General features: G+C 66.1%; 19 protein-coding genes and 1 riboswitch. Of the genes, 12 read left to right on the top strand and 7 right to left on the bottom strand.

Going from position 1 to position 18,590, the window contains the following annotated elements; translation table 11 throughout:
* Positions 1-75: 75 nt before the first annotated feature.
* Positions 76-222: a hypothetical protein gene (locus BH95_RS29175; RefSeq protein ID WP_167336921.1), complete on the top strand. Its 147-nt coding sequence runs from the start codon at positions 76-78 to the stop codon at positions 220-222.
* Here the strand turns inward: BH95_RS29175 and BH95_RS26030 are convergent.
* The 3 genes from BH95_RS26030 to BH95_RS26020 are packed head-to-tail and all read right to left on the bottom strand — an operon-like array spanning position 188 to position 4,366.
* On the bottom strand, positions 188-736 hold the full coding sequence (locus BH95_RS26030) for a phosphatase PAP2 family protein (protein WP_019667297.1): 549 nt from the start codon (positions 734-736) through the stop codon (positions 188-190). The two genes, BH95_RS29175 and BH95_RS26030, sit on opposite strands and share 35 nt — an antisense overlap.
* Complete coding sequence (locus BH95_RS26025) at positions 726-3,440, bottom strand: sacsin N-terminal ATP-binding-like domain-containing protein (protein WP_020111517.1); 2,715 nt, start codon at positions 3,438-3,440, stop codon at positions 726-728. Before BH95_RS26025 ends, BH95_RS26030 begins: the two co-directional genes overlap by 11 nt.
* On the bottom strand, positions 3,437-4,366 hold the full coding sequence (locus tag BH95_RS26020) for a DUF3027 domain-containing protein (RefSeq protein WP_371828344.1): 930 nt from the start codon (positions 4,364-4,366) through the stop codon (positions 3,437-3,439). The genes BH95_RS26025 and BH95_RS26020 overlap by 4 nt, the downstream gene beginning before the upstream one ends.
* 37 nt (positions 4,367-4,403) lie before the next feature.
* Between BH95_RS26020 and BH95_RS26015 the strand changes: the two genes are divergently transcribed.
* Genes BH95_RS26015 through BH95_RS26005 form a run of 3 tightly spaced genes read left to right on the top strand, consistent with a single transcriptional unit; the run spans position 4,404 to position 7,430 of the window.
* Entirely contained in the window at positions 4,404-5,234 is an 831-nt protein-coding gene (locus tag BH95_RS26015) for a glutaminyl-peptide cyclotransferase (RefSeq protein WP_371828331.1), read from the top strand.
* Positions 5,235-5,277: 43 nt separating this feature from the next.
* Complete coding sequence (locus BH95_RS26010) at positions 5,278-6,912, top strand: MFS transporter (protein WP_176458701.1); 1,635 nt, start codon at positions 5,278-5,280, stop codon at positions 6,910-6,912.
* A complete protein-coding gene (locus BH95_RS26005; protein ID WP_037165163.1) occupies positions 6,909-7,430 on the top strand; it encodes a DUF2771 family protein in 522 nt (173 codons plus the stop codon). The genes BH95_RS26010 and BH95_RS26005 overlap by 4 nt, the downstream gene beginning before the upstream one ends.
* Here BH95_RS26005 and BH95_RS26000 read toward each other — a convergent pair whose 3' ends face one another.
* Positions 7,431-7,844: a cold-shock protein gene (locus BH95_RS26000; RefSeq protein WP_019667303.1), complete on the bottom strand. Its 414-nt coding sequence runs from the start codon at positions 7,842-7,844 to the stop codon at positions 7,431-7,433.
* A gap of 169 nt (positions 7,845-8,013) precedes the next feature.
* Between BH95_RS26000 and BH95_RS25995 the strand changes: the two genes are divergently transcribed.
* The 3 genes from BH95_RS25995 to BH95_RS25980 all read left to right on the top strand — a co-directional run bounded on the left by BH95_RS25995 (position 8,014) and on the right by BH95_RS25980 (position 9,728).
* Entirely contained in the window at positions 8,014-8,232 is a 219-nt protein-coding gene (locus BH95_RS25995; protein ID WP_019667304.1) for a hypothetical protein, read from the top strand.
* Positions 8,233-8,247: 15 nt separating this feature from the next.
* Positions 8,248-8,619 (top strand): YccF domain-containing protein, encoded by a 372-nt coding sequence (locus tag BH95_RS25990; RefSeq protein ID WP_019667305.1) that lies wholly within the window; start codon positions 8,248-8,250, stop codon positions 8,617-8,619.
* A 286-nt stretch (positions 8,620-8,905) separates the two neighbouring features.
* A riboswitch (cyclic di-AMP (ydaO/yuaA leader) is annotated at positions 8,906-9,103 on the top strand.
* A gap of 10 nt (positions 9,104-9,113) precedes the next feature.
* A complete protein-coding gene (locus tag BH95_RS25980) occupies positions 9,114-9,728 on the top strand; it encodes a transglycosylase family protein (RefSeq protein WP_019667307.1) in 615 nt (204 codons plus the stop codon).
* A gap of 76 nt (positions 9,729-9,804) precedes the next feature.
* Here the strand turns inward: BH95_RS25980 and BH95_RS25975 are convergent, their stop codons facing one another.
* A complete protein-coding gene (locus tag BH95_RS25975; protein WP_019667308.1) occupies positions 9,805-9,993 on the bottom strand; it encodes a hypothetical protein in 189 nt (62 codons plus the stop codon).
* A gap of 61 nt (positions 9,994-10,054) precedes the next feature.
* Between BH95_RS25975 and BH95_RS25970 the strand changes: the two genes are divergently transcribed.
* From BH95_RS25970 to BH95_RS25960, 3 genes are all read left to right on the top strand, one after another.
* A complete protein-coding gene (locus BH95_RS25970) occupies positions 10,055-12,325 on the top strand; it encodes a helicase-associated domain-containing protein (protein WP_037184973.1) in 2,271 nt (756 codons plus the stop codon).
* Between the two features lie 122 nt (positions 12,326-12,447).
* A complete protein-coding gene (locus BH95_RS25965; protein ID WP_026348165.1) occupies positions 12,448-14,103 on the top strand; it encodes a DNA repair helicase XPB in 1,656 nt (551 codons plus the stop codon).
* Between the two features lie 26 nt (positions 14,104-14,129).
* Positions 14,130-14,798: a DUF3239 domain-containing protein gene (locus BH95_RS25960; protein ID WP_244165143.1), complete on the top strand. Its 669-nt coding sequence runs from the start codon at positions 14,130-14,132 to the stop codon at positions 14,796-14,798.
* A gap of 11 nt (positions 14,799-14,809) precedes the next feature.
* On the opposite strand, the gene BH95_RS25955 is transcribed toward BH95_RS25960, so the two are convergent.
* Positions 14,810-15,796 carry an LLM class F420-dependent oxidoreductase gene (locus BH95_RS25955; RefSeq protein WP_026348167.1) on the bottom strand — a complete coding sequence of 329 codons (987 nt, stop codon included), beginning with the start codon at positions 15,794-15,796 and terminating at the stop codon, positions 14,810-14,812.
* Between the two features lie 103 nt (positions 15,797-15,899).
* Between BH95_RS25955 and BH95_RS25950 the strand changes: the two genes are divergently transcribed.
* Together BH95_RS25950 and BH95_RS25945 are read left to right on the top strand one after the other, a co-directional pair.
* Positions 15,900-17,117 (top strand): pyridoxal phosphate-dependent aminotransferase, encoded by a 1,218-nt coding sequence (locus BH95_RS25950; protein ID WP_037165152.1) that lies wholly within the window; start codon positions 15,900-15,902, stop codon positions 17,115-17,117.
* A 4-nt stretch (positions 17,118-17,121) separates the two neighbouring features.
* Positions 17,122-18,138 (top strand): AraC family transcriptional regulator, encoded by a 1,017-nt coding sequence (locus BH95_RS25945; RefSeq protein ID WP_019667314.1) that lies wholly within the window; start codon positions 17,122-17,124, stop codon positions 18,136-18,138.
* Between the two features lie 13 nt (positions 18,139-18,151).
* Here BH95_RS25945 and BH95_RS25940 read toward each other — a convergent pair whose 3' ends face one another.
* Positions 18,152-18,577 carry a VOC family protein gene (locus BH95_RS25940; RefSeq protein WP_026348168.1) on the bottom strand — a complete coding sequence of 142 codons (426 nt, stop codon included), beginning with the start codon at positions 18,575-18,577 and terminating at the stop codon, positions 18,152-18,154.
* Positions 18,578-18,590: the final 13 nt, after the last annotated feature.

Here is an 18,590-nt window from a genome sequence, read left to right as displayed (position 1 = left end):
TGAGTTACACAGATTTAACGTGGAGTATTGGTTATGTCAGTTTCAAGCAACCGAGTAATCCACGAAAGCAAGGCCATGAAGTTCGTTTCGCAGTTCCGTACCCGCCGTAACCACACCCGCTCGCTTCGCGCCCTCTACGCACGCGCACACGCAGTCAGCAGCCCCTCGATGCGCGACGAACTCCTCGTCATCGCGCAGCGGTCCGACTACGCGGGTCGCTGATCGCACGGACCACGACGATCCACAGCAGTCCCCACAGGGCTCCGAACACCCAGCCCGCCAGCACGTCCGTCGTCCAATGGGCGCCCAGGTAGATCCGGGAGAACCCGATCGCCAGGGTGCCGACGACGGGCAACGCCAGCAGACTGCGCCTGTGCAGCCACGGCGTTCGTGACGTCACCAGGACAGCGATCGTCACCGTCGCGAGGATCGCGGACATCATCGCGTGGCCGGACGGGAACGAATAGCTCGAGATCTCGACCAGTCGCTCCGGAACCGGTGGCCTGGCACGCCCCCACAGCAGCTTGGCCAGACTCATTGCGCCCCAACCCGTCAGCATGGCACCGCCGACCATGATCGCGTCGGGCCGCCGGCCGGACATCAGCAATGCCGAGCATCCCGCGATGGACCACACGAACATCCACACCGTGTTCCCGAGTGTCGTGATCACCCAGAACAGTGACGTCACCCAGGCCACGCGATGCTCGACCATCCACAGAAGGACGTCAGCGTCCACCCTCGGCCTCCCTGTTGTCGGCGATGTGAGTGGTGCCGTCCTCGGCCACCCACCAAGCGAGGGTTCGGTCCCCCGCCACAGCTCCGCGAAGTCGAACGATCAATTCGTGGTGCACGACGACCCGCCCCGCGGGTAAGTCGAGTCCCAGTGCCGCGCAGGCCAACACCGCCGATGGCTCACGATCGAAGGAACTCACCCGTCCCACGCCTCGGACATCACCCTGGACAGCGTCCGAGGCGAGGCGCACATCGAGCACCGAAGCCAGCACGGACGCGGACTCCAGTGTCGACAGCACGGTGACGTCGGCGTCGAGGACGGCTGCGAGCCACGGTCGATCGAGCACCATCGCATCGATCGGGTCGACGAGTGCACCCGACACGGATCGAACCTGCGGTGGCAGGTCCAGGTCGTCCTCCTCGACGCGCCCGGACGCCACTGCGTCGGCGATCGCTGTATGAGTTGTCGCGATCACCGCAGGAGTCGGTGTGCGCGAGGGATCGGCGAGACGGTCGATCAGCAGCCGGGTGAACCAGGCGCTGTCGCAGTGGGTCGGCGCCAGCGCAGCTGCGAGATCGTCCGCACTCGGGTGCTCGAACACGTCGAGCAGTCCGTCGAACGTCGTGTCCGACGGCGCACGGTAGGTTCCGACCGACGTGCCGTCGACGACGGCGTGACGCCGCAACCACCACGCGGTGTATCCGTCCCGATCCTGCAGCGCGGCACGCGTTCTCGGATCCGCCAACAGCTGTGACAGCGCTTCCGGCCAGGCATCGGAGTCCACGAGATCCAGGTCGCGGACCGCGACGAGCGTCTCCGGGTCATCGGCCAGCGACGCCCACCACTCGGCCTCGTCGTCGAGATCGTGATCCGGCTCGGTCGGCAGGTCGTCGGTGACGACCCCGAATCCCCAGCCGACACCCACAGCGCGTAGCGCATCCGGTCCGTGTGAACGTACGACGGCGGGATCGACCGTACCGAACGGCGAGTCCTCGGCCAAGACGGCCGCCAACGGTGCGTCGGGCAGCAACAATTCGTCCGCCGCACGCAGTTCGCCGGTGGAACTGGCCAGCGGAATCGATCCGAGCCACCCGGGCAGACCGTCGGCGTTCGCGGCAAGAGTGAGTACGGCGTCGGTCAGCTCGTCGACGGCATCACCGTCGTCCCAGTCCAGTTCGTCCAGAAGAGCTTCCAGCGCAGGATCGGACAGCATCTCCGCGGCGGACAACTGTGCCGCGCCCAGCCTCGTCAACAGTGGACGAGCGGCATCGGGGTGAACCAACCGAGTCCAGTGCACCCCGATCGCACCGCTGACGCCGTCGGCGAGCACCGTCGTCCGCGGCCCCGTCACCGTACGGCCGTCCGCGAGTGGAACAGGAAGTGCAGCAAGCTCTTCCGATGCAACGCCGTCGACGACGAGAGCCGCGAGCCCGTCGTACAAGCGACCCCACCATGCCGGTTCGCGGTCCACACCGGTGAGCATCTCGGCGAGACGTGCCAAACCGATGCGACGAACGTCGACCGCCGCCAACGCCGCTGCGTGTCGTGGACCGGACATCGACGGCGCAACCAGGTCCGGGAACGTCTCGGCCATCACCTCCGCCAACTCGTCCGTCAGCCCGGGCAGAACCATAGCGCGGGACGGAACCAGATCCACCCCTCCGACTCCGAGAAGCCATGCAGTGGAGGATGCCTCACGCAGAATCGACTCCCGCAGGACCTCGTCCACGGCACTGCGCGCGAACCCGGGCACCGGGACGAACACAGGCCGCACCGAGGGAGGCAGGGCCGCCAGCATCCGGCCGTATCCGGCGGCAAGCCCGGCCACATCGGCACCGGGCAGTACCCGTCGGCGATCGGGTTGCATGGCCACGTCGGCGATCGGTATCGCCGGTAGCGACAACTCCTCGTCCGACCGCGTGGGCGCGCGAAGAACATTCGCGGAATCGGGTACCGGCCGGCCGTCGACGGTCGGCATCAGCCACCGCACACGCTCGGTGCGATACTGCCACCACCGGCGCCCGTCCACGTCGACGGCTTCCACCCCGACGCCGACGTCGGTGACGGCGCGTTCGAGCCGGTCGCCCGCGATGTCGATGACCGTCAGAGCTTCCAGTTCCAGCAACAGCGACGCCGCGTCCTCGCGCATCGAAGCGAGGATCTCGTCGGCGTCTCGCACCCGCAACACGATTTCGGAGTCGAACCCGTCGGCGGGCGGGACCGAACTCGGCCACGCCAGTCGCAGAACCGGAACACCGGTCGCCGGCGGCACCACCCCGGCGTCCGCCAGCGCCTGCATCGTCCGATCGGCGCTGAAGACCACTCCGCCTGCAGCGGAACGGAATTCGATCTCGTCACTGACTGCGCGCACCGCGGTGAAACCGACACCGAACCGGCCGACACCCTCGGTTTTCGCGGACACCCGCAACGCCGTCAGAGCGTGCACCCCACTTCGATCGAGCGGAGCGCCGGTGTTCGCGACGTGCAGGAACTCCCCATCCGACCACGCGCGGAGCGAACCGGGCACCCCGCCGCGTGCGGCAGCGTCGGCGGCGTTCTGCGCCAGCTCGGTCAGCAGCCGTTCGCGATAACCACCGCGCACCAGATCACTCTCGGTGGCAGAGTCCTCCCGCAATCGGGTCGGCGACGACGTCCACGCGGACAGAACCGCCGCGCGCAGCGATTCGGTGTCGAATGGATCGCTCAATCGGTCGATCGATCGTCCTGCTCGGCGGCGTCGGCGATAGCCTCCGACTCGGCCTCGGGCGCGGCGACCTCAGTCGTGGCGGCCTCAGGCGTGGCGGCCTCAGGCGTGGCGGCCTCAGGCGTGGCGGCCTCAGGCTCGGCGGCCTCCGGTGCGGGTGGTGTGGCGACGACCTCGAGAGCCGCGTCGTCGTACGGGTCGAACTGTGGGGACCCGGCGCCGGTCGGCAGCTCGGTGTCGGAGTGCGCACCACAGCCGTACTCGACGTGCACCACTCGCCCGTCGGCGGAGTACTCGTTGCCGCACACTCCGAAGGCAGCCGACAACGACCCCGCGATCGGCAGGAAGAATCCGCAGAGCCCGCAGGTCGACGGAGCGGCCTTCGCCATCTCGCTGCCCGGGCCGAAGTCACCGTCGTGCCACCGTTCGGCTGCGTCGAGCCTCTCCTCCCGGCTCGGAACCTGGGTGCGACCCAGACCCAGTTCGAGAGCGACGTCGTCGACAGCGGGGTCACCGGTCGCCACGTACCCGGGAACCAGACGCGGATCCTGGTGCCGGGGCGGGAGTAGATCACCCGGTCCGAGGTCGCCCGGACGGATCCGCTCGTCCCACGGCAACCACGCGGGCGCAACGAGAGCATCGGGGCCCGGGAGCAACACGATTTCACTGATGGTCGCGACGTCGGCGTCCTCGGGCGCGGCGACGACCACCGCCCACTGCCATCCGCGGTAGCCCTGCAATTCGGCACGGAAGCGGTGGGTGGCCGCCGAGCGATCCTCGGCGGTGACGCCGAGATATTCTCCGACGCCGCCTTCGGCCGAATCGATCAGCGCCGCACGAGCCAACTCCGCGGCGTCGGCGAGAACGGGACGAATCTGGTCGAGCTCAGGAGACGATGTGAAACTCACACATTCATTTTGCCGCATCACTTCGGATGCGCCCAGTTCGGGCTGCCATGATGGGGCGATGCCTGCGCCGTTTCGTTCCGGGGTGAAGACCACAGCGGCTGCCGCGATGGGTTTGCTCACCGCCGCGGGACTGATGACCGGATGCACCGAGACGGAACCGGAATCGCCGGAGACATCGGCCGACGCGCTGTCCGTCACCGTTGTTCGCACACTGCCCCACGACCGGACGTCGTTCACCCAGGGGCTCGAGATCTCCGACGGAGTGCTGTACGAGAGCACGGGCCGCAACGGAACGTCCTACGTCCGCGTGAGCGACCTCGACACAGGCGACATCCTTCGGCAGGTCGACCTGTCCTCCTCCTACTTCGGTGAAGGCATCACCGTTACCGACAGCACGGCCTGGCAGATCACCTGGCAGGACGGTGTCGCGTTCGCCCGCGACCCGCAGACACTGGCCGAACGCGCCCGCGTCGACTACGACGGTGAAGGGTGGGGACTGTGCGAAGCGCCGACGGACGGTTCGTCGCGGCTGATCATGAGTGACGGTTCGTCGACGCTGACGTTCCGCGATCCGGCGACGTTCGACGCCACCGGCGAGGTATCGGTCGCCCGGGACGGGAACCCGCTGTCGAACCTCAACGAGCTCGAGTGCGCCGAGGACGGATCCGTGTACGCGAACGTGTGGAAGACGTTCGACATCGCGCGGATCGATCCGCAGACCGGCGCCGTCACGGCGATGATCGACGCTCGGCCGCTGTGGGACGCCATGACCGACGAGGAACGGGCCGGAGCCGACGTCCTCAACGGCATCGCACAGATACCGGGCACCGACCGGTTCCTCGTGACCGGAAAATTGTGGCCGACGATGTACGAGGTGGAGTTCACGTGAGTCGGTGTACTCGCCCATCCGACTTTCAGTGCAGAATTGATCCGTGACCGATCCCCGTGATTCCGACGCCCCCGCGGGTGAGGACCACCCAGGGTTCGACAATTACCGGCCGGCCCCCCGCGCCGCGAACCGGCGTACCCCGCTGCCTCCTCTGCACCCACCGAATCCCCAGCCTCAGGCCGATCGGCCGCAGGACCGGAAACCGCAAGGGCCGAAAGCTCCCCCGATTCCGCGGAAGCTGACGGTCACCCGGGTCGCCGCGATGCGCAGCCGAGAACTGACGGGCAAGGGCATCGCGACGTTCCAGCGCGCAGCAAAAGCCGACGGCGCCGACAAGTCCGGCCTGACGGCACTGACCTACGCGACCATGGCCAACTTCGCGTCCGACGCTGCCATCGCCGTCGCCCTGGCCAACACGTTGTTCTTCTCTGCCGCAACCGGCGAGGACAAGCTGAAGGTCGCGCTCTACCTCGTCATCACGATCGCACCGTTCGCCGTCATCGCGCCGCTGATCGGACCGATGCTGGACAGGTTGCAGCACGGCCGTCGCATCGCGCTCGCCACCTCGTTCGGTCTGCGGACGGTGCTGGCGGTGGTGCTGGTGTTCAACTTCGACAGCTGGGTCCTGTATCCGGCTGCACTGGGAATGTTGGTGCTCAGCAAATCCTTCGCGGTACTCAAATCCGCGGTGACGCCCCGCGTACTTCCACCCGAGATAGACCTCGTGAGGGTCAACTCACGGCTCACGGTGTTCGGCCTCATCGGCGGCACCATCGTCGCGGGCGGAATCGCCGCCGGAATCGCGTTCGTCGCAGGCTCCCCTGGTGCGCTCTGGTTCGTCGCCGCCGTCACGGTGTTCGGTGCATACCTGAGCATGCGCATCCCCTCGTGGGTGGAGGTCACCGAAGGCGAAGTCCCCGCAACCCTGAGCTACCACGGCGACGACGCCCAGACGGAAGTGATCCGTCGCGGCCGAGCCGGGGAAACACCGTCGGCGACGCCCGCGAAGGCGCGACGCCAGCCGCTGGGCAAAGCTGTGATCATCGGGCTCTGGGGTAACGGAACCATCCGAATCCTGACCGGGTTTCTGACGCTCTACGTGGCCTTCGTCGCGAAAGCTCAGACCGAACACGAGCCGATCAAGCAGGCTGCGATGCTGGGGCTCGTCGGCGCCGCTGCCGCGATCGGCAACTTCGCCGGCAACGCGGCAGGCGCTCGGATCAAGCTGGGCAGGCCCGCCATCGTCGTCCTCCGGTGCACCACCGCGGTCACCGTCGGCGCGATCGTCGCAGCGATCACCGGCAGTCTGCTGACCGCCGCGCTCGCAGCGCTGATCGCATCCGCGGCGAGCGCACTGGCCAAGGTCTCGCTGGATGCATCACTGCAGTCGGACCTGCCACCGGAATCCATTGCCTCCGGATTCGGCCGATCCGAGACCGTGCTCCAGCTCTGCTGGGTGATGGGCGGAACCATGGGCGTACTGCTGCCCACCGAGTTCTGGCTCGGTTTCACCGTCGTGTCGGTGGTGCTTACGATCGGTCTGGTCCAAACCTTCCTCACCTACCGTGGGAAGTCGCTGCTCCCCGGATTCGGGGGCAACCGACCCGATCACGCCGACCAGGAAATCCCCGACGCCGTCGGACATCCGTCCGCCGCGACCAGCACGAACAGAACGTGAGCACAGTGAATTTCGCACCGAAGACCAAGAAGATACTGGCCATCGGCACCGTCGGCCTCGTAGTCGTCGCAGTTGCGTTCGTCGCGGTTCTCGCGTTGCTCGTCAAGGATGCACCGTCGCATCGGCCGACCGTCACCGCATTCGCCGACGGTAGAACCGTCGTCGTCGAGCCGTACCTCTACTGCCCCGTGAACGAGCCGCTGTGCGACACCGACGGCACCAGCGCCACCGTTCCGGTGAGCGAGGGCCACCCGTTGCAGCTGTCGTTGCCCGGTGAGATCACGTCGGCGCCCTGGATCCTCGCCGCGGTCTACGCGGACGGCGACGGCGCCGTCGAGTCGGACACCCTCTACCTGCCCGACGAGAAGCTGGGCATGACGGTCCAGCCCCTCGACGACGAGGGCAGGGAGCTACTGGGCGTCGAAATCCGACTGCCGTCGGGCGTCATCGACGCCGACACTCAGCAGGAGGAGATCATCAGCCACGCGATCTGGTCGATCGCGACCAAGACCGACTGATCAGCTGTCGAGCTCACGCGCGACGGCGCGGACGACCTCGGAGATCTTCTGAGCGGTCTTGCGGTCCGGGTACTTGCCCTTGCGCAGCTCCGGCTGAATGGTGGCCTCGAGCAACGTGATCATGTCCTCGACCATGCCGTGCAGCTGGTCCGGGGTGTGCTTGCGCTCGACATGCTCACGCCGACCCTGAGTGTTCTGACGCACGGTCGGAGCCGGTTCGAGGACCTTGAGACTGAGCGCCTGCGGTCCGCGGCGGCCTGCGGCCATGCCGAATTCCACGCGCTGACCGGCCTTGAGGCCGTCGACACCTGCAGGGAGCGCAGACGAGCGAACATAGACGTCCTCACCTTCCTCCTGAGAGAGAAAGCCGAATCCCTTGTCGACGTCGTACCACTTCACCTTGCCGGTAGGCACTGCGCTCACCCGTCCATTTGTCTCGATTGTTGTTGCTGGCACAAAATTTCGCGCCCCGCACGATCGGCGAGACGCGAATACGACAGTCTACCGCGAGTGGGCCGGTGCAAGCACCTGGGTTTCTCCGTCGGGTGAGCCGACGTCCGGCGAGCGACTACCGTCTGGAGATGTGACCGATCGACGACCCCGAGGCAGCTCGGCTCTGCTGCGCGTAGCACTCGTTCTTTTCGTTGCCGGACTGGTTGCCATCGCGGCGATCTTTCTGGTTCCGGCGGTGGGCGGAAACGAGCCGCCGCTGTGGCTGTACCTGACCGCGATGATCGCCGCACCGCTCGGCTTCGTGCTGGCGCTGGTGTTCGCACTGTTTTCCGGCCGACGAGCACGATAGACGGGAGTACCGACCATGCGTCCGATACTTAACATCATCTGGCTGATCTTCGGCGGGCTGTGGCTCGCCCTCGGATATTTCGCAGCGGGAATCATCTGCTGCATCCTCATCGTCACGATTCCGTTCGGAATCGCGTCCTTCCGAATCGGCGTCTACGCACTGTGGCCGTTCGGAAAGACGGTCGTCGAACGTCCGACGTCGGGGGTCGCATCGGTGATCGGCAACGTGATCTGGTTGATCGTCGCCGGTGTCTGGCTCGCCATCGGGCACATCGCGACTGCCGTCGCGATGGCCATCACCATCATCGGGATCCCGCTTGCGATCGCGAACCTGAAGATGATTCCGATCTCCCTGATGCCGCTCGGCAAGGACATCGTCGACGCGTGATCACTTCTGCCCCTTCCGCCCCAATCCGGATGGGTGTGACTTCCATCACATAACAGGGTGGTAACGGAAGGGCAACGGACGGACGTCGTCGCGGTGCCGACGCCTCTAGCTGCAGATTCGTTCGTTACCGAAAATCGGACACGAGCACGCCGCGTTGCGGCTCGAAAAAGCAACAGTTACCAAATGGTGACACTCCACGGGAACTTCAGTACGGTCAGTGGCGGCTGAGAAACTTCGGCCGAATCCGTTCCCGCAGCGCCAAACCTCGTCCCGCGGAAACGGACCCCCACCAAGAACACCCAGGGGACGAGGACGGGGGACCCACACGTCCTCTCGGATAACCGGAACGCTCCGCTCACGCGGAACATTCCTTGGGGTGAAGCCCGTCGATCCTGCAGTGATCTCACTGCTGGACACGCCGGGCCGGGCTACCTCTCAGCCCGAACCCGACAGCTGACCTCGCAGGCGCCTGTGGAGAGGATTCGAAGAAAAGTATGAGCGGACGTCATCGCAAGCCGACCACCACCGGCCGCACCGTCGCCAAGGTCGCCGTCACCGGCGCCATCATGGGCACCGCAGGCATCGCCTTCACCGGTACCGCCAACGCAGCTCCTGACTCCGATTGGGACCGTCTCGCTCAGTGCGAAGCAGGCGGCAACTGGGGCATCAACACCGGCAACGGTTTCCAGGGTGGTCTGCAGTTCTCCCCGAGCACCTGGAACTCGCACGGCGGCCAGCAGTACGCAGCCACCGCGAACCAGGCCAGCCGCGAAGAGCAGATCGCAGTCGCCGAGAAGGTTCTCGCATCGCAGGGCTGGGGCGCATGGCCCTCCTGCTCCTCGAGCCTCGGCCTCAGCAGCGCACCGTCCGAGCGCAGCGTGCCTGCCTCGCCGAAGTCCGCTCCCGAAGCACCCAAGCTCCCCGACCTGACGTCCATCCCGACGGTCGACGGCTCTGCCGAGGTCATCGACGGCATCACGAGCGCCGTGCAGACCTTCACCAACGACCCGCAGATCGCCTCGATCATCAAGGACGCGACGCAGGGCATTCAGCTCGACCCGCAGCTGGTCGAGTTCTACCAGGCCAACAAGGCGTTCCTGCCTCAGTAAGGCACATCGCCGGTACGAGAAAGGCCCCCGAGACCGTGGTCTCGGGGGCCTTTCTCGTCTGTTCGTATCGGCTGTGTCAGCGGTTGACGACGGTCACAGGGTGCGCGTAGGGCAGTTCCTCCACGGGCAGCGGGAACTCGGTCTCCTCGCCGTACGGCGACAAGCCTCCCGAGCGCGTGGACGACAATTCTGTCACCGCATGGTCACCGCGTGCGGTGTCCGGCCAGCCTGGATCGACATAGGGCTTCTTCGACTTGTTCACCATGCGCCCATTTTGACACCTGCGCTGCGGCATACACCAGCCCAGGTCACTAATCTGATACGTGATGACCGATAAAGCAGCGCCACCGGACCTCGCCACGTGGCTGGAGTCCCGCTCCGATTCCGAACTCGTCGGCTTTCTCACGCTGCGTCCGGACCTGACGGTGCCACCGCCGTCGACCATCGGTGTTCTCGCCGGCCGCGCCGAGCAGCGCGCGTCGATTCTCCGTAGCGCCGACTCACTCGACACCCTCGCGCTGACGATTCTCGAGCTTCTCTCGATCGAGGGTGCGGGTGATCTGCCGGTGACTCGTGCGCGTCTCGACGACGTGATCGACAAGCGCGCCACCGCCAAAGCCGTCGATCGTGCGCTGACGGCGCTGCGGGAACGCGCTCTGGTCTGGGGCACTCGAACCCTTCGGATGGCTCCCGCGGCACCGGACGCCGTGCCGTGGCGAATCGGCCGCATCCTGGACGCAGACGACTCACTCACGCCCGAGCGCGTCACCGAAGCGCTCGCCGGTATCGAATCGAGCGAACGTGGCCTGCTCGACACTCTCGCGAGGTCTTCTCCCGTCGGTCGGACCCGCGATGCCGCGCCGGGCACGTCGCCGGACCGTCCGGTCCAGAAGCTGCTGCGCGCCGGGCTGCTGACGTGGCTGGACGAGCAGACGGTCGAGCTTCCGCATCAGGTGGGTCAGGCGCTGCGCGGCGAGCCGATCTCCGATCCCACCTCGCTGACTCCACCCAAGCCGACGACGACCAAGTACACGGCAGCCGACGTCGACGCCGCGGCGGCGGGCGAATCGCTCGAGCTGATCAGGCATTGCGCGGCGATCATCGAGTCCTTGGCGGTCGCACCCGCCCCGGCGCTGAAGGCCGGCGGTCTCGGCATCCGAGAACTCAAACGCATCACCAAAGCGACGGGTCTCGACGAGAACCAGGTGGGACTGCTCGTCGAACTCCTCGCGGCCGCGGGCTTGATCTCCAGCGGCACCCCCGATCCCCTTCCGTCGAACGACTCCGGCGACGACTACTGGGCGCCCACCTCCGCCGTCGACGCCTGGACGACGGCAACGCCTGCCGCGCGCTGGCACGCCCTGGCGTCGGCGTGGCTCGATCTGCAGCGTGCCCCCTGGCTCATCGGTATGCGCGATTCCAACGACAAACCCGTCGCCGCGCTGTCCGAGGAAGTTCGCTCGCCTGCGGCCCCGCGCGACCGTCGTACGATCCTCGAGTACCTGGCCGATCTGGGCGCCGGAAACTCGGTGACGCCCGCCGACGTCTCGCGCGGACTCGGCTGGAGACGTCCACGGGCAGCGGCCAGGTTCGCGATGCGCCCGACGCAGAAGATGATCGACGAAGCCACGACCCTCGGCATCGTCGCCCGCGGTGCGCTGTCGTCACCGGGCAAAGCGTTGTTGCACGGCGGCGACGCCGAAGCCGCCATGCGGTCCGTTCTTCCGAAACCGATCGACTACATCCTCCTCCAGGCCGACCTCACCCTGGTGGCACCGGGACCTCTCGAACCTGATCTGAACGACCGGATCGAGCTCGTGGCCGACGTCGAGTCGGCAGGCGCGGCGACGATGTACCGGATCACCGAGGACAGTCTGCGCCGAGCTCTCGACGTGGGCATGAGCGCGGCCGAGTTGCACAGTCTGTTCACCACACACTCCCGTACCCCGGTTCCGCAGGGACTGAGCTACCTGATCGACGACGTCGCCCGGCGCCACGGACGACTCCGGGCCGGTGTGGCCTCGTCGTTCGTCCGGTGCGAAGATCCGGCTCTGCTCGCCGAGGTTCTGGCCTCCCCGGCGAGCGAACAACTGGCGCTCCGCGCGCTCGCTCCGACGGTCGCCATCTCGCAAGCGCCCCTGGCCGAAGTCATGAACGTCCTCACCGCGGCGGGGCTTGCACCCGCAGGCGAGGATTCCAACGGCGCCATCGTCGACCTCCGCAGCCGCGGTGCGCGGGTCCCGGTCCGCAGAACCCGAGCCCAGTTCCGCAGCCCGGCCGTACCCACCGACGAGCAACTCGCCCGGCTCGTCACCGAACTGCGAGCGGGCGAACGCGCCTCCCGGGCGAGCGGTCACACCGTGCGTTCCGACGGCACCCGCGCAACCGGAACCGCGACGCTCGCCCTGCTCCAGACCGCACTGCAGGTGCGGCGAAGCGTCACAATCGGCTACGTCGACGCCCAGGGCACCGCGTCGAGACGCGTCGTCGATCCGGTCGCGATGGGCGGTGGTCTGCTCGAGGCATTCGATCCCGCGACCGGTGAAGTACGTCGCTTCACCCTGCATCGCATCACCTCGGTGGCTCTCGTCGACTGACGTGAGCGGCAATGCAGTTCCGCTCACATGCGCGGACGGCACGTTATGTGGACAATGGAACAGTTGCGCATTTTCGATGCGCATCAGGCGCGTTGCGCCGAAGAGTTCTGTAGGAGGAACACGTGACCGATGGGCCTTTGATCGTCCAGTCCGACAAGACTCTGCTGCTGGAAATCGACCACCCGCAAGCCGGTGAAGCGCGCGGCGCCATCGCTCCGTTCGCGGAGCTCGAACGAGCGCCCGAGCATGTGCACACCTATCGCATCACCCCGCTCGCACTGTGGAACGCGCGTGCGGCCGGCCACGATGCGGAGCAGGTCGTCGACGCACTCGTCAACTACTCGCGCTACGCCGTGCCTCAACCGTTGCTGGTGGACATCGTCGACACGATGGCACGGTACGGACGCCTTCAGCTGGTGAAGAGCCCGGTCCACGGACTCTCGCTCATCAGCCTGGACCGTGCCGTCCTCACCGAGGTCATGCGGCACAAGAAGATTGCGCCGATGCTCGGCGCCAAGGTCGACGAGGACACGGTCATCGTTCACCCGAGCGAGCGCGGGCATCTCAAGCAGATGCTGCTGAAGATCGGCTGGCCCGCGGAAGACCTCGCCGGGTACGTCGACGGCGAAGCGCACCCGATCGATCTGGATCAGGAGGGCGGCCATTGGTCGCTGCGCGACTACCAGGAGATGGCCGCGGATTCGTTCTGGGCCGGCGGCTCGGGCGTCGTCGTCCTCCCCTGTGGCGCCGGCAAGACAATGGTCGGTGCCGCCGCGATGGCCAAGGCCAAGGCCACGACGCTGATTCTCGTCACCAACACCGTCGCGGGCCGCCAGTGGAAGCGCGAGTTGATCGCGCGTACCTCGCTCACCGAGGAAGAGATCGGTGAGTACTCGGGCGAGCGCAAGGAAATTCGCCCTGTGACCATCGCCACCTACCAGGTCATCACTCGTCGCACCAAGGGCGAGTACAAGCACCTCGAGCTGTTCGACTCGCGCGACTGGGGTCTGGTCATCTACGACGAGGTCCACCTGCTTCCGGCGCCGGTGTTCCGCATGACGGCCGATCTGCAGTCGCGGCGTCGCCTCGGCCTGACCGCGACCCTGGTCCGTGAGGACGGCCGCGAGGGCGACGTGTTCTCGCTCATCGGCCCCAAGCGATACGACGCTCCGTGGAAGGACATCGAGGCGCAGGGCTGGATCGCGCCCGCCGAATGCATCGAGGTTCGCGTCACGCTGACCGATGCCGAACGCATGGCGTACGCGGTGTCGGAACCGGAGGAGCGATACAAACTGTGCTCGACGGCGCACACCAAGATCGCCGTGGTGAAATCCATTCTGGCGAAGCACGAGGACGCGCCGACGTTGGTGATCGGGGCGTACCTCGATCAGCTCGACGAATTGGGTGAGGCACTGAACGCCCCGGTCATCCAGGGGTCGACCAAGAACAAGGAACGAGAAATCCTCTTCGACGCGTTCCGCAAGGGCGAGATTCAGACCCTGGTGGTCAGCAAGGTCGCGAACTTCTCCATCGACCTCCCGGAAGCATCTGTGGCCGTGCAGGTTTCAGGAACCTTCGGATCACGTCAGGAGGAAGCACAGCGCCTCGGACGCCTCCTTCGGCCGAAACACGATGGCGGACAGGCGCATTTCTACTCCGTCGTGTCCCGGGACACCCTCGACGCCGAATATGCTGCGCACAGGCAACGATTCCTCGCCGAGCAGGGATACGCCTATCGCATCACCGACGCCGACGACATGCTGGGGCCTGCGATCTGAGCTGCCGGCGTGCTAATAATGGGCAGGTGCGCCGATTCGATTTTCCCGTAGACGTTGCCCACGCCAACTCGGTGAACGAGACCATGGGCGACGTCCGGCGGCTCCGTGTCTCCGCCGTCGTCACCGCGGTCGTGCTGATCGCCGCCGCCGCGTGGTTCTTCTGGTTGGCGCACCCGTGGTCCTACATTCTGGGCGCGGTGTTCCTGATCACGGCGGCGACGTCGCTGTGGGTGACCGTCTGGGCGCCGCGCAAGGTCGGCACCGTCGAGGACCTCTATGCCGAAGGCGGGCTGGTGCCCGCCGTCATCGCGGAGACGCGTGCACGCGGCGTCACCCTGCTGGCGCTGATCGACATCGCCAAGCCCGACGCGGACGCGTCGCACTACGCCCTCGTCACACGCAGCATCCGATCGCTGCCCGGCCACGAACTGGTCGAAGGGGAACTGGTTCCGTCGATCTCGGTCCTGTCGGATCGAAGCAAGAACGCGATCAGCGACACCTGGCAGATGGTCGCCCCGATGCCCATCGCCTGGGGCACCACGGACGCATCGGTGGTCGAGCGCGCTACCGCGGAGATCAGCGAAGCGGAATGGGCTCTGCTGGTCGCCAACATCGGTCTGTCCCCCAAGGTCCGTCAATCCGACAACCAGCAACTCCTGGTGGATCCGCACGACTTGCCCGACGAACTGCGGTAGCGCACCACCGATCACGACAGGGCCGGAATGACCTCGCGCTCGAACAGTTCGATGCCGGAACGGTCGTAGGCGGCTTCCGGGAAATAGAAGATGCCGTACGCGAGCCCCTTCTCCTTCAGCGCCGTCAAATTCTCGACGATCTGCTCCGGCGTGCCGACACCGGGAAGACCACGGAACGCGTCGAGCGCCGCGTCCGCCTTCTCGGCCCCCACGTACTGCGTCAGACGCGCCTGAAGCCGGTCCAGCCTGTCCTTCACTTCTGCTTCCGTGGTCCCGATCGCGACGTTGTAGTTGGACGAGCGCACGATCGAGTCGAAATCGCGTCCGACCGCGTCGCAGTGCCCCTTCAGCAACTCCGACTTACGCGTGAATCCCTCCGGGGTGCCGTCGAAGTTGGTGTAGTCGGCGTACTTCGCCGCGATCTTCAGCGTGACCTTCTCGCCGCCGCCGGCGATCCACAGAGGGATGCCGCCTTCCTGGACCGGCTTGGGCCACACCCGAGCGCCATCGACCTGGAAGTACTTGCCGTCGAGCGTCGCCTCACCGGTTTCCCAGGCCTGCTTGAAGATCTGCACACCCTCCTCGAGTGCGCCAAGACGCTGCCCGGCGGGAGGGAAGCCGTATCCGTATGCCCGCCACTCGTGCTCGTACCAGCCGGCACCGATACCCATTTCGACGCGGCCGGCCGAGATCAGATCCACCGTCGCCGCAACTTTCGCCAGATACGCGGGATTGCGGTACGCCATCGACGTGCACATCTGCCCCAGACGGATGCGCGACGTCGTCGCCGCGAACGCGGACATCAGAGTCCAGGCCTCGTGCGTCGCCTCGTCCGTCGGCTCGGGGACGGTATGGAAATGGTCGTACACCCACAATGATTCCCACGGTCCGGCGTCGGCGGCGGATGCGAGGTTCCGCATCACGTCCCACTGCGCCGCAGGATCGATACCGACCAGGTCGAGTCGCCAGCCTTGAGGAATGAAGAGTCCGAATCGCATGACCGGAATCCTACCGATCCAGTAGGAATCACACTCCTCGACCGACACCGCCGATGACGGACGACCACGATGCCCGAAATGTGACACCAGCTACGCTGCAGGAATGTCCGCGGAGTATCAGAGCCGAACCGTCGAGCGCCTACGCCCGTTCGGATCCACCATCTTCGCCGAAATGACGGCGCTCGCCGTGTCCACCGGTGCCGTCAACCTCGGCCAGGGTTTCCCCGACACCGACGGACCCGCGTCGATGCTCGACGCCGCGAGGGGCGCCATCGCCGACGGCTTCAACCAATACTCACCCGGGCCGGGGTTGCCCGTTCTGCGCGACGCCGTCGTCGCGGACAGACAGCGCCGTCTGGGCATCGAGTACGACCCGGCAACGGAAGTGCTGATCACCGTCGGCGCCACCGAAGGCATCGCAGCCACCATTCTCGGACTGGTCGAACCCGGCGAAGAGGTTCTGCTCATCGAGCCGTACTACGACTCCTACGCAGCTGCCATCGCACTGGCCGGGGCACGACGCAAGGCCGTCTCGCTGGTCCCGGACGGCAACGGATTCGCGCTCGACACCGATGCCCTGGCCGCAGCGATCGGCCCGAACACGAAACTCCTCGTGGTCAACACACCGCACAACCCCACCGGGACCGTGCTCACACACGCCGAGCTGACGCGAATCGCCGACATCGCCTGTGAGCACGACCTTCTGGTCCTGACCGACGAGGTCTACGAACGACTGACCTTCGACTCCCCCGACTCGTCCGGTCGATCGGCGAGATCCACCCACGTATCACTCGCGTCTCTCCCTGGAATGTTCCAGCGCACGGTCACCGTGTCCAGTGCCGCAAAGACCTTCAACGCCACCGGCTGGAAAACCGGCTGGGCCTTGGGACCACGTGAGCTCATCGATGCAGTACGCGCGGCCAAACAGTTCATGACCTTCGTCGGCGGAACTCCGTTCCAGCCTGCCGTCGCGCATGCGTTGAATCACGAGGACGCGTGGGTGGAGAATCTACGTACGTCCCTGCAGGCCAAACGAGATGTACTGTCCTCCGCGCTCGCCGACGCCGGTCTCGACGTGAAGGCAAGCGACGGAACCTATTTCGTGTGCGCGGACATCTCGTCGGTGGGCGGAGTCGACGCCCTGCAGTTCTGCCGAACCCTGCCGGAGAGAATCGGAGTCGCGGCCGTTCCGGTCAGCGCCTTCGTCGACGATCCGACGCCCGCCTCCGGCCCGAGCAACTGGACGACGCTCGTACGGTTCGCTTTCTGCAAGAAGGACGACGTGCTCGCCGACGCCGCCTCCAGGCTACTCACGCTGTGATCCCATGAGTGCCCGTACGATTCCTGCCGAGTTCATCGCCAAGGCTGTCGTGCTCGCCGAGAGCGGTGGCGTCGACCTGTCCTACCCCATGACCATCGCCGGAATCGACCGGTCTTCGCTGCACGATCCGAGCAACCGGCTGACCGCCGAGCAGGTCACCCTGTTCACCCAGGCGGCATGGCAGGTCACCGGTGACGAACTGTTCGGACTTGCGTCGACGCCGATGCGGCGCGGAAGTTTTCGGGTCATCTGTCTGACGCTGATCCACTGTCCCGACCTTTCCGCCGCACTCAACCGCATGTCCGAGACGACCCGTGTTCTGTCGGGAATGCCCCCGATGCTGATCACCGGCGACGACGGGGCGACGCGGCTGACCATCCCGCCCGCCGACAACAGCCACCTACCCGAGCATGCGAGGGCTGCTGCCGGCAGATTGCTCACCGACTTCCGGATGGTTCTGGTGCACCGCTTCGCTGCATGGCTCATCGGAGGACGAGTCAAACTGCATTCCGTCGAACTCCCCTACGACCTCGACGATCCGTCCACGGGGAAGCTCTACGACCGAATGTTCGGTACGAGAGTCACTTTCGGAGCGGACGTAGCCGCTCTGGAGTTCGACAACTCCGCGATGCGAGCACCCATCGTGCAAACGGAGGACACTCTCGCCGAGTATCTCCGCGAATCCCCCAACCTCCTGTTCACGGCCCGCGACTACGACAGCACTGCATCCGCCCAAGTCCGACGTGCACTCGAACTCGGCCTGCAGGGTCAAGCACCCGGCACCGACGACATCGCGGACATGTTGTCCGTCAGCACCGCCCATCTACGTCGACTCCTGCGACAAGAAGGCACGTCCGTCAACCAGATTCGTGAGGAAGTCCTACGAGACGCCGCCGTCTCCGGTCTGAGCCGCGGCGACTCGGTGGACGACATCTCCAACAGACTGGGCTTTTCCGAACCGTCCGCATTCCGCCGAGCCTTCAAGCGCTGGACAGGACAGACCCCCGGTGCCTACCGCTGACACCCCGTCCCGGTCAGGACACGCAGAACTCGTTTCCCTCGGGATCGGTCATGGTGATCCACGTGCTCGGACCGACCTGACCGCGGTGCGAGACCGAGGCCCCGGCGTCGACCAGCTTCTGGGCGATGGCCTCGCGTTCGTCGCCGACCCTGATGTCGAAGTGAAGACGGTTCTTGACCGTCTTCGGCTCGGGCACGAGTTGGAAGAGAACACGCGGGGTTCCAGGAGTGTCCGGATCGAAGATCGCCGCGCCGATCTTCCAGACCAGGTCGCCCTCGAACACCACGGTGTCCTCCTGCCTGGCGTGACCCGCCGCGATCAGGCCCTCGATGAACGCACCATCGGTGGGTTCGACGACCCACCCGAGCGCGGATGCCCACCATTTCGCCTGCTCATGAGGTTTCCCACTGTCCACCGTGACCTGAAATTCGTATCCCATGTGCACACGATAG

The sequence above is a fragment of the Rhodococcoides fascians A44A genome, from assembly GCF_000760735.1.
In the GTDB taxonomy this organism is placed as follows: domain Bacteria; phylum Actinomycetota; class Actinomycetes; order Mycobacteriales; family Mycobacteriaceae; genus Rhodococcoides; species Rhodococcoides fascians_E.
Note: the sequence above shows the minus strand (reverse complement) of the source record. Positions and strands in the feature narration are given on the sequence as shown.